Genomic DNA, 13,457 nt, shown 5'->3' with positions numbered 1-13,457 from the left:
GCAGGCAGGATGCAAAATGCTGCAAGACGACGCGAACGTTGCGAAGGGCAAACTGGCGAAGAAGCCGCCACAGAAATCGCTAAGTCCAACTCACTTGCTGACTTAAGCGATGTATTGCAAGCTGATGCAACAGCTTGCGAGAGTGCTCCCTCATGGACTCGAACGAAAGTCGAGTTCGCTCGGGAAAAGCAGGGATTTCTGCAACTAGCGACAGTCCGAGCGCTGCAGATTCCGGTGCACTCGTCCCGGAAAACGGCCCCCACCTGCTCGATTTGGCGTTCTTGCTAGACCACTGGTCAAGCATTTCTGATGCGACGCGCCGCCAGATCCTCGACCTCGTAGCAGGCGAGGTGCAGCACGCGCCATCCTGATCGAGGGGGGCCCCAAGCCGCGATTCCCCCACGTTTTTGGAATCCACCCCACCCCCTCAACGCGGCCGGAATCCGCGGACTAGTTTACGATCCCATGGAGAACCTCATGCCAAATCCTCACCCACCGGTAATCACCGCCTACTGCTCTCGCTGCCGCGCCAAGTTCACCTACGAGAGACTCGGCAAGCGCTTGCGGATGTACTGCAGTCCCAGCTGCGCACGGCTGACCTACGCGGCGCAAGGGAGGGCCAAACGCACGCATCCTGCCAGCCTCTATTGCCAGGAGTGTGGAGTTTCCATCGACGCTGCTGGAACGCCGCGCCGCTTCTGCTCAGACGCTTGCCGACATCGGGCTTACAACGGCTCGGAGGCTGGCCGAGCGCGGGATCAGCGACGTCGCGACAAGCGAGTGCGTCGCGGCGGCATCGGCACGTCGCTACGGCAGCAAGTGTTCGATCGCGACGAGTGGAAATGCCGTCGGTGTCGATGCGTAGTTCAGCTCGATCGACCTCAAGCCGTCAACGGCGCCGTTATTCGTTGGGCAACCGAGGCGGAGAGGGGAGGGGGTCGCAGCGTCGAGGATGCCGAAACGATCTGCCGGCGGTGCTGCGGCCAACTCGGTGCGATCGCGTCGAAAGCAAAGTTGAATTCCCGCCACATGCTTGAGGGGGCCCCAAGTATTCCTGCGGCTGAGTTTTTGGAATCGTCCCCACCCCTCTGCGCCACTGAAGAACCTCGACTAGTCTCGACCACCGACAGCACGCCTCACACCTCGCCTGTAGCGATTCAACGCATCGATGCGACACGTCATTCGGACCAGACTTAAATCGCAGCACGCGAGGCGTCAGACCGCTTAAACGCGATTGCGACTCCTTACATCTCCATGCAGCATCACCAAAATTCCCGCTAACTCTCGACGCCGCTCTTCGGCCGAAATCGTTACCATGCCTCGCGAGGGCCACGCGCCAAATTGCGTCATTACGGAGGAAACATCATGCCTATCGTCCACGAATATCGTCCTGCAGCGTCGGTTCGCGCGCGAGCCGAGTACATTGGCGCCGGCGCGATGGCGCGAGAGGACCAGCAGCGATACTTGTCGCAGCAGGCCGAGCAGGCGCGGCAGTTCGATCTCGACTACGAGTACCGGCTCGATCAGTCGGCGCTGCAGAATCAAATCGACCGGTCGGCGCTTGCCCAGCGGCAGTATCAATTCAACGCGAACCAAGCTCAGCAGTACTATCAACAGGATGCCAACCGTCAGGTGCAATACGCCGGCCTCGGCCTCGACGCTCAGCGGATCGCCGGGCAGTTCGACCTGCAGCAGCAAAGCCTCGACCAGAACGCCTGGCAGGTCGACCGCGAAGCTCAGGCTCGCGAGGCCCAGGCCAACGCCATGGTCGAGCAGCAGCGGATGAAGCTGGCCGCCGCGCAGCAACAGAAGGTCGAGGAGCGGAACGTCGCTCAGGCGATTCGGGCGCAGGAAGCGATCTCGAAGTTTCCCTTCACGTCACAGGCTCAGTTCGACGCGGCGATCCACGGCTGGCAGCAGAAATTCGGTATGGAATGGGACTTTCCTAAGCGAGCGGTCGCCGAGCAGCAAGTGCTCGACGGCCAAGTCCGCAAGCAGAGCTTCATCGACTCCTGGGCTCAGTTCACCGGCCTCGACGCGAACATCATTTCGGGAATGACGGTCGATACGCCGTCGGGCCCACAACTTTCAGTCGATCCTCAGGTGGTGACCGGAATGGCGAAGGCCAGAATTGATGACGCTCGTCTGCGCGACAACAAGATCAATGAGATTGAAGCCAAGGCTAGGTCGAGCGAGGCGGTGCTGCAGCAGAAGCAAGCGGAAGCTCGCCAAAAGTACGACGCCGATGTGAATGCTGCCCAGGGTGCGATAGTTGCTCGCTACCACAAGCTGCTGAAAGAGGAGGCCAAGGCGCTTACGGACATGGGCGAGCGTGACCCTGCAACGGGAAACGCATTCACGGCTCTAACTCTTCCCGACAACGTCAAGCTCCGCCTTCGCAAGCAGGCGATGCAGGAGAACCCGAAGCCGATAGCGCCGGCAGGGTTATGACGCAACGGTTTCGCACCTCTAAATGGACCGGTGTCACGGAATGTTAGAAAAGCAGCAACTCGCACTAGCACTTGGCAAAGCCAATATTGCGTTCAGGGATGCGTTCAGCGGATCTCTCGGATATCTACATACGGGAAGGGTGGGTATCGGCTATGCCAAGGTCATTCGAGTGAACTCCGCTATACGATCGCCCCTGAAAGTTTCGGGCAGGGCATTTATCGAAATACATGGAGATGTCCGCGCTCCCATCGATGTTCCCGACGGCGGGCTCATTCTCGTTCATGGCAACTTAGACGCGACCTTGAAAACTTCAGGCATTGCCGAGATTGTTGTGGCTGGGAGAGTCAGGCCTGCGGCAGAGATTGAAGCGTCTGAAATCGTGTCGTTGTTCGTCGCCGATGACTTCGACGGTACGCTGTCCGCGCGAAGCATGTCGATAGCGTGCGTTAAAGGCAATGCAACTGGCGTTATCAGGACAGGCGAACCCTCGACGACGATTGCCATCGGCAACGACATGTCTGCGGCGATCCTACCAGTAGGTGCTGCTGCCTTGTTGCCTCCAAGTTGGAGGATTCATGTCGGCAGAGGCGATCAATATCATCGACTCCCTTCGTTACCTTGAGTTCAAGGCTCTGATTGGATCGAGCGACCAGCCAGCGGGCGTATACCCTGGGGATGCAGATGAGAAGACCAGCTTGAAGGGGATCGTCACACGACGGTGGGTAGTGTTGACCGAAGCATAGACATTCGCTGTGCAATTACTCAATCAACGCCAGCACTTGATGATCAGTCGCAGAGTATTCGACCTCAGCGCTCCTTACGTTAAAAGCTTCTGCCCCCCGACTTTGAGCTTGGCGATAATGTGCTCCCTGATCGAAGCTAGAAACGCTGGTAGATCGATTTCGATTTTGACCGAGTCATCGAGGACATCAACTCGACCAGCGATTTTTTGACCGAGAGCGCCAGCATCGAAGATAAGGCAGTCTCCCTCCCATCGTTCTCGATGAGTGAGCAAGGCGCCGATGCCGCCGGTCATGCCCTGGGCCAGGCCGGCAAACCCTTGTTCAATTCGGCGACGCGCTTCTTCTCGACCAAGTTGGTGTGGGAGGCTGATCGTTATTGGTTTGGACATTGAGATATTCGGTGACGGTCACACTGCCGCCTCGTTCTACGTGGCGACCGCCGCCCCCTCACAGTTAAAGAAACGCGGCTGCTGGTTTTGGGCCAACAGCCGCGTCTTAGAAATCATGACCTAATCCGTCGCCCCAACTAGCGGCGCGGTTGAACTTTCACGTTGACATCAACGTCGCGTTTCACGCCGTACCGTGTGTCAAGTTCAGTCGTGAAGCTCTGGTCTGCGAAGTTCGGCCAGGTTTCCTGATCGAATCCGGTCGCGCCTTTGAGCTTCTCTGGCGTGACGTCCAAGACGAGGTTGTATTCGTCGGCATCGTCAGGGTCCTGAACGCAGCGAAATGCTTCCCACGGGACTGCGAACAGCTTGTCCCCGATGCCCATCAATCCTCCGTAGGTCACGGCTGCGTACCTAACCTTGCCGCCGTTCGAGTCGAGGACGATGTCACTGATCTCGCCGACCTCTTCCCCTTGGGCATTCTCAATGTCGGCGCCCATCAACTGACTCGCTCTCACGGTGTTGCCAGTAGTCTTTTCATCGAGCTTCCCGATTGGAGCCGCGCCAGGCTGCACCTTGACCGTCGTGGTAGCTGGCGGCGCTGCCGTCTGTGCGGAAGCAGTGCCAACGATTAGAGCCAGGAGAGCTCCAGACGCGAAAAATGTGCTCAAACGTTTCATCGAACCATCCCTCTGAGAAAAACTTGCAATGAGACCGCCAGTGGGCCATCAGAAGCCGACAACCTAAGGCAAACAGCATGCCGCGTTCTGCGGCAGCGACGAAACACAACGTTGGCGTCTATTTTTAGGGTTAACGCTCTCAGCGGACCGACTTGCCGGCTCACTTAGGCTGACCGCTGTCGGTCCTGAACGGGCGACTTCCAATCAAGTTACTGTGCTGTCACCGCAGTTCTGGACTCTTCGACTGCTCCCGCCCTTCGTGCAGCTTTCGATGCACACGCGGACCTCAATGCATCACATCGCGACATGAGTGAGATTGACTTCGATCAAGGGCTGCGGCACTCACACCAGCGTTCGGACATAAGACCACATTCGCCTATAGCGGTAAGCTCAGAGCCGTCGGTCCGTCGGGCACGTAACTTGCTCGGCGAAAGGAAGCCGGCGATTTAGGACTGGCGTAAAGTGGCGCGCTGCAAGGGCGAGGCACGCTGCCGGCTACCTTCTCCGGACAAGTCCGATACACCCAAGCGGCAGAGTCGAATGGAACGCGTTAAACTATTAAGTGGCAACGTCACTGTCGAGGAGTGTCGCGATACTGAAGGTGTGGGCTACAACCTGACATTCGAAGTGGAGCAGAACTCGGCCTCAGACAAGGAACTGGAACACTATTTCAGGACCGGCGAGCTATTTCCACTCGTGCACCGGGCAGAGCATCTCGCAGTGTCATTGCGCTCACAATCTGAGCAAGGGCCCCACCGCGTCTATGAGGGGGTTGCGGGCTTCTTACGTCCGGGGATGGGCAGCGGCGGCGGCTAAGCTCAGACTGCAATTAATACTCTCGCGCCTGCGTCTGACTCAGTTCGTTTGAAGAGGCATCACTTCGGTCGCCAATTTGCACTTTGACGGCTAAGACTGTGCGTGAGTCTTGATGCTCGTGCACGTGATTCGAAGAATTGCCGGATGTTGGTTTTGCTCGACCGACGTTTCTGTGACCACAGCGGCTACGAACCGTCCATCCACCGGTATTAATAGATGACTTCCGTTGTCGGGAATCGGCGGCGTTCCGTCGCAGAGAACTTCGCCGTAAACCCTGCCGTCTAACGACGTTTTAACAACCCATCGCATTGTTGCCCCTTCAAAAGACTGGATTGCGCTCACTGCCCGCGGAAATACCAATGCAAGCGACGCGCCCGAAGTTAGCACCGTCTGATGTTGACTGTCGGAATGCCAAGCCAGCGCCAGTTAGCGCAGCAGCTAATCCAGAACGTGCTTGATAATTGAACGGTGTGAGAGCCGATTGCTTCTACGCAACCTGCTAGATGGACGACGTCAATTATCTTGCGTGAGCCAATAGTTCCAGCCTACGGCTTGGCGATCCGCTTGGCGGCCTTGACTAACTCGGTCCTCGCCCAGACAGTCAAATTCATCCCTGCCATTGCCGCAGCATCTTCGCACGCTTGCCGCTCCGCCTTGGTCAGGCGGATCTGGATAGGCGCGCCTCGCAATTCTTCGGGCGGCTTCTTCGACGCTCCACGCTTCGCGGTCTTGCTGAGCATCTTAATGCGAGAACGGGGCCGTTCAAGCGCCCGTAGTCCGTTGTGGAAATCCCCCCATCTAAGACTCACAGGGTGGTCTTACGGTTGTTCAGGATTTGCAGCCTACTCCGAGTCGACGCGATCGGATCACTCATCCCGAACGTTCTAGTCGATGGGTTAAGTGACGCAAACGCCCCTTCACTTTCCCGTTACAAGGGACGCCCTATGAGTCGCCTTCCCCACCTGGTCGTCGCCCTGGGCCTCATCTTCGCAGTCGGCTGCGGGGCCTCAGAAATCGAGTCACTCCGCGCCGAAGTACGCAAGCACGAGAAAGCTGCACGCAACGCCGCGGCTGAATCTGCTGATGCCAAGGCCGCCGCCAAAGAAGCGACGGATGTCGCGCAACGCAAACTGGCGTATGCAGAGCACTTGAGCCGAGAAGCTGCTGAAGCCCTCGCGAAGTCAAGCGACCGCCTCGGTCGTGCCCAATCGCTCGAGCGAGCTGCAAGACAGGCGAGATCCGAAGCCTTCGCGGCTCTGACGGAGGAAAAAGAACTGGCCGCACTCAACGCGAAGGCCAGTCTAGCAATGGAAGAGCGAATCGAGGGCGCAAGCCAGTTGCTCAAGGCCGCAGACGTTGCGAAAGAAGAAGCCGCCGTGGCTCACTCTGTGAAAGCCGAGGTTCAACGGCAAGCAGACCGCGCGCGTCGAGACCGTGAAGCGGCCGAGAAGGCGCTTGCAACAGCGTCGGCGATTCGCGACATCGCCATCGGTGAACGTAAAGCGGCCGAGAGAGAGCAGTTGGCCGCCGCCACGGCCGTCGATGCCGCTCGCCTCGAGAAGGAGGCAACTGCCGACGCGATCGCGGCGACTAAGCTAGCGAAACAAGAAATCCTAAACGATCGGAAGTTGCTTGAGCAGGAACGTCTGCTGCTCGCTGATGCCCGTGAAGATGCAGACCAGCGCCTAGCAGCAGCGGATGCAAAACTCGCGAAGGCGGAGACCAAGAAGCTCGCCGCCGATCAAGCCCGCAATGAGGCGGCTCGCCAGCAAGTCATTCTGGCCGAGCAGATGGCCTCGCTCGACGCTGCGAAGGAAGCCGCAGAGATCAGCGCTCGTTCAGCAGAACAGGCGAAGGCCCTCGCTTCCATCGAGCGAAAAGCGGCTGAGAAGGCTAGTGTGTCGGCCGACGCCGCACGGCGTGAGCTTGATTCAGCCAACGGTTACGTGTCAGCCGTGCTTGAGCAGCTTCGGGAAACAGAGCGTCGCTCGTCGCTAAAGATTAGCGAACAGCCGGTGGCGAAAGAGACGTCGGTCGAATAGCAGCACTCAACGGACGAGCTGACCAACGCGGATGGGTCGCCTCCGTCTCAACCCCGGACCAGTTGATGTCCTCGCATCCCCCACGACTGCGGCACTGTCCGCATTGCAACGCCGAAGTCGAGGTCGCTTCGACGGCCTGCCGCTACTGCGGTCAGTCGACGAAGGGGCGTAAATCGCACCAAGAAAAAAAGCTCAAAGCACAGCGGCGTTGGGCAGGCTGGGTCATGGCAGGATTCTTTGCGGCGACTTTGATCGCAGTTTCACTCATCAGCAGAGAACGTTCGGCTGATGCTGTTAATCCCTCAGTCGCGGTTACGCAACAGAAGTAGCTCACCGATCGTTTCACTAACGGACTTGGTATGATTCGCCACGCACTGTTTCCGGTCGAAGCCGCCGTTTACGGCGTGTCATACGCATTCCTCCAGAACCTCATTCGCTCACCTCAACCGCTCGATCCGGAGAAGACGTGGCACGCGATCACGCGTGAAATGCCTCTTGGAACTGACTGGATTCGGACCACGTGGCCTATTCGGCCACTTCGGACGCTGATAATCCGAGCCAAGATGAAGCAGGACCACGTTCTCGGAATCTCAGAGCACTACGACGTCTCGAACGACTTCTATAAGCTGTGGCTCGACCGGAAATACATGTTTTATACATGCGCCGACTTCCACTCGCCGACCGACACGATTGAAGAGGCGCAGCAACACAAGGCCGACTTCATCCTGAAGCTGATCGACCCGCAACCGGGCGAGAAGATTATGGAGCTTGGCTGCGGCTGGGGACCGATGCTTAAACGGATCTCAGAAGCGACCGGTGAGCGAGAGAACCTCTACGGCTTGACGCTCTCGAAAGAGCAAAAGGCGTACAACGACGAACACAACCACTTCAACGTCGACTTCGACAATTTCATTACCCGCGACTACCCAAGCGAAGCGTTCGATAAGATCTACTCGATCGGCGCCTGGGAGCATGTAAGGGAAAATGAGATTCCGCAACTGCTCGACAAGCTCTACGCCGCACTGAAGCCTGGCGGCCGACTAGTGAAGCATTTCTTCTGCCGTGTCAGCGACTACTACACGGCAACAGTCGCATGCTCGCAAATCTATTTCCCCGGGTCGATGGGAGCACCTTACCGCTTCCACGCGAAGGCATGGGAAGATGCCGGCTTTCGCATCAAGCACTGCTCGATTCACGACTACCGTCCGACGCTGCGAGCGTGGTTCGATCGCATGGTCGAGCACAAAGAAGAAGCGTTGCGGCTGGTCGACGTGCAGACGTATAACCGCTACCTGACGTTCTTTCCCTCATCGTGGAGATACTTCAACGACAACTTGTCGATGGTCACTCGATGGGTTCTAGAGAAGCCCGCCAAAGGGCGGAGTAGCAGTCGGTAGGCTGCCAACTTTCAGGCTCTCGTCGCTGCGGTCTTTCTAGGCAGCCAATTTAGGAGAGACGTCCAGCTGCGTTAGCCCGACGCGCCGACCGCAAGAACCGTAAAAGAGAATGCGATTCTCGACTGTCTCCCACAGCGCGCTCAGCCGAACCTGACGCGGCCCATGTAAGCAGAAATAGACAGCGCATGGTTCGCCGGACCGGAACAGCAAGTCCTCTGTGAGCGGGAAGCTATCAACCTTGAGTGATTCCAGCTTGCCGAGCGTCTCGGCGACATATCGCCGCAATTCCTCGACAGTACCGAATGAGCGTTTGCTCTCAGCCATCTTTTCTGGTTCTACGCTGGGTTGCCAATCAACGTGCCAGCTGCATTGCTAGCCGTGTAGTTCGATCCTTCGGCTCGAGCAGCGGTGATGGTATCGGAATCTTCGAGCGCAGAATTGAGCGCGGAAAGTTGGCACGAGAATTTGCGTGACATCAACATCAAAAAGAAAAAGCCCGGCTGCAGGGAGAGTGCAGCCGAGCTTTATTCATTTGACTCAAGCAAATATTTTACTTGAGTCACGACCCTTTACTCGCCCCGCTGTCAGGACTCAGCGAAGCGAATTGAAAGGTGAGTGTTTGCACAAGATATATCGTCGAGAGACGATTTCATGATCACTTCAAATTGAAGCTTCATCGGAGGCTGAATCGCGGAATATTGCGGCGCAGTGCTAGCCGTCAGCGGTAGCATAGTTCGCTGCAAAAAGCGGACTCGGCCGGACCGACAGTGCCCGGGAAACCTATCGCTGAAGTGCCTGGAGTTCGAAGCGAGCAATTGTCTCGAAAGCAATTGGCCCACGGTTAGCGAATTTGAGTGCGTTTCCCTTTTCTGCATGCGAGAATAGAGACTACGATCGCACCACTGAGTCGAGGGATTCATATGTCCGACGAGAGCCAGAGCCTGCGCACTGACCCGAGCGAGGACGAAATCGCGCGCCGAGCTGCCGAAATCCGAGAGCGTTGGTCTGACTCAAAAGAACGAAGCCGAGCCAATGCAGGTGGCGATAATTCGGGAGTGAAGAGGGCCTCGGTTGGCCGGACCTCCGGTAAGCCATTACCGTAGCGACCGCTTCACGTTGACAAGCGCTCATGCTGTGCCAATCCGTGAACTGCGAGAAGTGCGATGAGCCCGCAATTGAGACGCTACGAGAATAATCTTCTCTGGCGCCGATTCCCGCCTCCACGCTGATCTGCGGTACGTCTTAGAAACATGCGGCGACTCCGAAGTGACTTGCGAGCTCCCTTCTGCGATGCTTTACTAGCCGCCCGCCTGAAGAGTCACGCGATTTCCGGGCCACTTCCGGCGGATGCGGATAGCTAGCCTTCCGCCGGCTGCTCTTCTGAATTCCGCGTCGCGTAGTTGTGTTTCGCCGCGGGCCTCGTCGCGAACTACGGGCGACGAGGTTCATCCTGAGCTTCCATGAAGCCTTCCGTGACGGCCCTAGCCATCGCCTTCATACCGGGCTGTGTGTTCTCGCCCATATAGTTCACCATATCCTTGGCTACTGGCGCCGTTTCGCCAGCCAGATAGCGTTGGACGACGCCAACGTACCCGAGCATGGACATTACGCCCCCGACGAACATCATCGGCATACCCAGGAATGCACACCAAAAAAAGCGAGGTGCGCCGCCACCGCTCATTGCAAAGAAGAAGCTCCCGATCGCGATGCCGGTGAAAAGAAGCCCGGAAGCCAGTAGCACCGGACCAGCAACCTGCATTGCGATACGAAAACTAGAATGGCCGGGTGGCTGCAATTGACTCTCGTTCACGGCAAAGACTCCCATATACGAACAGCGTTGAGGAGCAGAATTCAGTTTAGTCGGTTTTCGTCGTCGGTCGACGGATCTTGTCGCCGCTCTCCGGTTTCCGGATGAAATGGAATTGTCTTCGCCCTCGCCGGCATGTAGGCGTCCTACGCCTCGGCCGTCGCTTCACGGTCCGCTCGGCAGTCAGCACCACGACGGTTGCGGCCAGACTGCGGGTGGCGGGGATGCGGCCGGGAGTCCCGCGCGCAATCTAGCAGCAAGTTGGCGATGCCTGACGCTTCACCGCTGCCATCTAGTGCGGCCTCGTCGACTGTCATCTGCGGAGTACCGAGGTCGCCGTCAGACAGCAGCGCGGTGATGAATGCGTTCTTCCAAGCCTGTGACATAAGGGTGAGATCAAGTGCCATGGATCGTCCTACTTGCGAGCCATGAACGCTGGGGACGATTTGACGCGCCAACTCTAGCGGAAGTTCCTCCGGATAGGAAATGAGGCTATTCGACCTAGTTTCACAACCTAACGGATCGATTCAGTAATACACAGCTGCCACTCTCACCCGCCTTGGAGGCGGTTAGAATGGGCGGCATGTACACATTCTCGGAAACCGCCGACTACACGTTTCGCGTGGCTAACAATCGGTTCGGTTTCGTCGATCGCGAGTGTGACGGTTACGGCCGAAGCTGGTCCGACACACATCTCGAACTAGGTAGCCTCGGCACTTTCGAGATGCCAGTCTCGGCCGCCACGTGCTGGGCTGTCGTAGCCATCGTCATCGTTACATTATTAACAACCTCTGGATGGTTAGCGTGCCGGCGTGCCAGCGTTGGCGGCGCTCTTTCAGAGCAATCAACCCGCAAAGGAAATGGAAAGTTTGCGGCCGGGGAGCGGGGGCGGTAGAGTGGGTCAGCAATCTTCCAGAACTAGCACCCAACTCCGCAGCTCACCATGCCCGAGATCACCTGTCCCAAGTGCCAGAGCCGCATGATTCAAGGCGGCTTCCCCGTATGGCAAATAGTGGTGGCGATACTCTGCTTCCCCTTCGGGCTCCTCGCATTTCTCGCGGGTAGGAAACCGCCGTACTGTCCGCGGTGCGACGTGCGTAATTGAGCCTATGCAATTGCCCCACGCCGCTTTCGCCGCCCCTAGGGATGAGCTGGCGACGTCGCCTACTTAATGCCCTCGCGCCAAATCGCAGCGAGTCGCTTACCAGCGGCTGCAGCGCGGAGTTGAGCCAGCTTGCCTGCCTGCTTCAGGTAGGCATCCGAGAAGTAAATCTCGAGGAGTTCGCCTCCCTCTTCCATCGTCGCCTTTACGGGGCCGAGGACTTCGTGCGTGTAGGCGTGATCGACGGCGGCGGTGCGACTCTCCGCCAACCAGACAAGCGGCTTAAGCGGGTCTTGCACCGTCATCGCCGCTTCACTGGCGACCGCGAACTCGGGGGCTGCGATCTCCTTCACGCGACGATCGAGTGCGCCTTCGCTGTACCCACCGCCGAGCAGCCCGTCCCAGAGAGCGTGCATGTTATTCTTCTGCCGCGTCGGGATCGAGTTGGCGCCGCGGTCGCCCTCAGGGAACAAGCCAGCGGCATAGAGGCTGCCTGCGTGGCACGGCTGGTGAGCGTCGCCAACGAGGTGGCCAAGCCAGCAGAGTGCAATCGCGCGATCGGCGGGCAGAGCTGTTTCATCGTTGAGGGTGCGGCGGCACAATTCGATCGCTTGGGCAATGTAGAGTTCTTGCGTTTCCAGCGTGGCGTCGGCTGGTAGGAGCCCCGGTGTTTCAGGAACCTGCAGTTCGGCCGCCTCGCCCATCGTCAGCGTAGCACCAAGCTGGTAGTGCCAAGACGGGCGGTTGTACTCCGGCAGCTTGCGAGCAATGTCGGGCCAGTAGCCGGCCGTGCCGATGCGGAAGCGATCGGCATTGCTGATCTTCTCCGGCGGCGTGAAGTCTTCCGCGTACCTGGGGTGTGCGGCCAAGATGGAGAGAAGCTTCTGCTGCTCGTCGGGCGTCAGGTCGTCGAACGCAAGCAGAGCCACTAAGTGGTGCCCCGACTCTGACCAAGCGCCGACCTGTTGGGCCATCATCCCAACGACGACGGCAACGAATAACGCGGGGAGGCTGCGAGCGGAGGAATGCATGGCGAGTTCCACGGGCCGGCGAGAGGAAGTCAACGTCGCCCAGTGTATCGCGCAACGTGAAGGCGTGGTGAAGTAAGCTGCGGTCACGCTGCTTTCGCCGCCCGCAAGTCAGTAAGGGTAATCGCAGCCAGCCGCATCCGCGTATCCTCCGCAACGCCAGTCAGCGCTTTCCCGACCGCGTTGACCGAGGCTTTCGCCATCCCTTGGATCGCCACTGGCTCGGCGGCGCCGATCGGCCCGTCGATCGCTTCGACGATCTCCAGCAGCGTGATTCTCGACGCCAGCCGTGCCAGTCTGTAGCCGCCATGAACGCCGCGAACGCTCAGCAGAATCTGCTCGTTGACCAGCGTCCGCAGCACTTGCAGGACGTAGCGCTCCGGCATGTTGGCGACCTTGCAGATCCTCGCGTTCGAGACGTGCGAATTCGCGGGCTGCGAGGCGATGAGCGTCACTGCGGTGATGGCGTAGCTGCAGGTATTGCTGATCTTCATCGGTGGAGTCTCCGGGGTGAGAACTCCAGATTAGGCACATGGCGAGTGGTAAATCAAGCGACGCCGCTTAAAGTGATGGCTGAAACTTCCGGGCCCCATCGATAAACCGCGTCTCGGCGCCCTCCGTGACTTGCAGCACGACGTCGCCGAGATCGTCGAGGGCAAGAACCCGGATGGCGTCAGGGTGAGATTCAGTCTGGCTATACAACCAGCCGTCTTGCGTCTGCCATGCGTTAACTTCACCCAAGATGCAGAGCACGAACGTCGCTTCTGGGAACCTATCTCGGAAGCCCTTCGCGGCGGTAACTGCCTTGCAGCGCGTCAGTACCTTGAATCGTTCGACGATGTGCCGGCCGTATTTCAATTCGACGAGCCAGCCGTCGCTCTCTCGAGGTGGATAGTAGGTAAAGCTGTATCTGCCCGGTGATTCCATACTAGTAACTTAGCATTGCGGGTAATGCGTCGCTCATCATGAGCGGTGATGCGTCCGCGACGGCTAGCGTAACCGTCG

Annotated in this window: 13 protein-coding genes; 5 read left to right on the top strand and 8 right to left on the bottom strand. The window is 58.4% G+C overall.

Going from position 1 to position 13,457, the window contains the following annotated elements:
- The first annotated feature begins 1,365 nt into the window (after window positions 1–1,365).
- Window positions 1,366–2,451, top strand: coding sequence for a hypothetical protein (locus ACQY7R_RS26235; RefSeq protein WP_428308501.1), 1,086 nt, complete (start codon window positions 1,366–1,368; stop codon window positions 2,449–2,451).
- A 40-nt stretch (window positions 2,452–2,491) separates the two neighbouring features.
- Complete coding sequence (locus ACQY7R_RS26230) at window positions 2,492–3,073, top strand: hypothetical protein (RefSeq protein WP_428308500.1); 582 nt, start codon at window positions 2,492–2,494, stop codon at window positions 3,071–3,073.
- A gap of 195 nt (window positions 3,074–3,268) precedes the next feature.
- Here the strand turns inward: ACQY7R_RS26230 and ACQY7R_RS26225 are convergent, their stop codons facing one another.
- Window positions 3,269–3,583, bottom strand: coding sequence for a polyhydroxyalkanoic acid system family protein (locus tag ACQY7R_RS26225; protein ID WP_428308499.1), 315 nt, complete (start codon window positions 3,581–3,583; stop codon window positions 3,269–3,271).
- 137 nt (window positions 3,584–3,720) lie between these two features.
- A complete protein-coding gene (locus ACQY7R_RS26220; RefSeq protein ID WP_428308498.1) occupies window positions 3,721–4,260 on the bottom strand; it encodes a PRC-barrel domain-containing protein in 540 nt (179 codons plus the stop codon).
- A 540-nt stretch (window positions 4,261–4,800) separates the two neighbouring features.
- On the opposite strand from ACQY7R_RS26220, the gene ACQY7R_RS26215 reads away from it, so the two are divergent.
- Entirely contained in the window at window positions 4,801–5,076 is a 276-nt protein-coding gene (locus ACQY7R_RS26215) for a hypothetical protein (RefSeq protein ID WP_428308497.1), read from the top strand.
- A gap of 545 nt (window positions 5,077–5,621) precedes the next feature.
- On the opposite strand, the gene ACQY7R_RS26210 is transcribed toward ACQY7R_RS26215, so the two are convergent.
- Window positions 5,622–5,816: a hypothetical protein gene (locus tag ACQY7R_RS26210; RefSeq protein ID WP_428308496.1), complete on the bottom strand. Its 195-nt coding sequence runs from the start codon at window positions 5,814–5,816 to the stop codon at window positions 5,622–5,624.
- A gap of 204 nt (window positions 5,817–6,020) precedes the next feature.
- On the opposite strand from ACQY7R_RS26210, the gene ACQY7R_RS26205 reads away from it, so the two are divergent.
- Together ACQY7R_RS26205 and ACQY7R_RS26200 are read left to right on the top strand one after the other, a co-directional pair.
- Window positions 6,021–7,118: a hypothetical protein gene (locus ACQY7R_RS26205; protein WP_428308495.1), complete on the top strand. Its 1,098-nt coding sequence runs from the start codon at window positions 6,021–6,023 to the stop codon at window positions 7,116–7,118.
- Window positions 7,119–7,477: 359 nt separating this feature from the next.
- A complete protein-coding gene (locus tag ACQY7R_RS26200; RefSeq protein ID WP_428308494.1) occupies window positions 7,478–8,515 on the top strand; it encodes a class I SAM-dependent methyltransferase in 1,038 nt (345 codons plus the stop codon).
- A 1,429-nt stretch (window positions 8,516–9,944) separates the two neighbouring features.
- On the opposite strand, the gene ACQY7R_RS26195 is transcribed toward ACQY7R_RS26200, so the two are convergent.
- The 5 genes from ACQY7R_RS26195 to ACQY7R_RS26175 all read right to left on the bottom strand — a co-directional run bounded on the left by ACQY7R_RS26195 (window position 9,945) and on the right by ACQY7R_RS26175 (window position 13,379).
- Complete coding sequence (locus ACQY7R_RS26195; RefSeq protein ID WP_428308493.1) at window positions 9,945–10,325, bottom strand: hypothetical protein; 381 nt, start codon at window positions 10,323–10,325, stop codon at window positions 9,945–9,947.
- A 143-nt stretch (window positions 10,326–10,468) separates the two neighbouring features.
- Window positions 10,469–10,729 carry a hypothetical protein gene (locus tag ACQY7R_RS26190; RefSeq protein WP_428308492.1) on the bottom strand — a complete coding sequence of 87 codons (261 nt, stop codon included), beginning with the start codon at window positions 10,727–10,729 and terminating at the stop codon, window positions 10,469–10,471.
- 757 nt (window positions 10,730–11,486) lie between these two features.
- Entirely contained in the window at window positions 11,487–12,455 is a 969-nt protein-coding gene (locus ACQY7R_RS26185; RefSeq protein ID WP_428308491.1) for a S1/P1 nuclease, read from the bottom strand.
- A gap of 83 nt (window positions 12,456–12,538) precedes the next feature.
- Window positions 12,539–12,946, bottom strand: a complete 408-nt coding sequence (locus ACQY7R_RS26180) for an RrF2 family transcriptional regulator (protein WP_428308490.1) — start codon at window positions 12,944–12,946, stop codon at window positions 12,539–12,541.
- Between the two features lie 67 nt (window positions 12,947–13,013).
- Complete coding sequence (locus ACQY7R_RS26175) at window positions 13,014–13,379, bottom strand: hypothetical protein (RefSeq protein WP_428308489.1); 366 nt, start codon at window positions 13,377–13,379, stop codon at window positions 13,014–13,016.
- Window positions 13,380–13,457: the final 78 nt, after the last annotated feature.

It is taken from the genome of Lacipirellula sp., from assembly GCF_965279485.1.
Lineage (GTDB): Bacteria > Planctomycetota > Planctomycetia > Pirellulales > Lacipirellulaceae > Lacipirellula.
This window is presented reverse-complemented; position numbering and strand designations above follow the sequence as displayed.

Excerpts from the sequence above, each read along its gene's own strand:
- ACQY7R_RS26235 (WP_428308501.1), top strand. The coding sequence starts at position 1,366 with ATGCCTATCGTCCACGAATATCGTCCTGCAGCGTCGGTTCGCGCGCGA.
- ACQY7R_RS26230 (WP_428308500.1), top strand. The coding sequence starts at position 2,492 with ATGTTAGAAAAGCAGCAACTCGCACTAGCACTTGGCAAAGCCAATATT.
- ACQY7R_RS26225 (WP_428308499.1), bottom strand. The coding sequence starts at position 3,583 with ATGTCCAAACCAATAACGATCAGCCTCCCACACCAACTTGGTCGAGAA.
- ACQY7R_RS26220 (WP_428308498.1), bottom strand. The coding sequence starts at position 4,260 with ATGAAACGTTTGAGCACATTTTTCGCGTCTGGAGCTCTCCTGGCTCTA.
- ACQY7R_RS26215 (WP_428308497.1), top strand. The coding sequence starts at position 4,801 with ATGGAACGCGTTAAACTATTAAGTGGCAACGTCACTGTCGAGGAGTGT.
- ACQY7R_RS26210 (WP_428308496.1), bottom strand. The coding sequence starts at position 5,816 with ATGCTCAGCAAGACCGCGAAGCGTGGAGCGTCGAAGAAGCCGCCCGAA.
- ACQY7R_RS26205 (WP_428308495.1), top strand. The coding sequence starts at position 6,021 with ATGAGTCGCCTTCCCCACCTGGTCGTCGCCCTGGGCCTCATCTTCGCA.
- ACQY7R_RS26200 (WP_428308494.1), top strand. The coding sequence starts at position 7,478 with ATGATTCGCCACGCACTGTTTCCGGTCGAAGCCGCCGTTTACGGCGTG.
- ACQY7R_RS26190 (WP_428308492.1), bottom strand. The coding sequence starts at position 10,729 with ATGGCACTTGATCTCACCCTTATGTCACAGGCTTGGAAGAACGCATTC.
- ACQY7R_RS26185 (WP_428308491.1), bottom strand. The coding sequence starts at position 12,455 with ATGCATTCCTCCGCTCGCAGCCTCCCCGCGTTATTCGTTGCCGTCGTC.
- ACQY7R_RS26180 (WP_428308490.1), bottom strand. The coding sequence starts at position 12,946 with ATGAAGATCAGCAATACCTGCAGCTACGCCATCACCGCAGTGACGCTC.
- ACQY7R_RS26175 (WP_428308489.1), bottom strand. The coding sequence starts at position 13,379 with ATGGAATCACCGGGCAGATACAGCTTTACCTACTATCCACCTCGAGAG.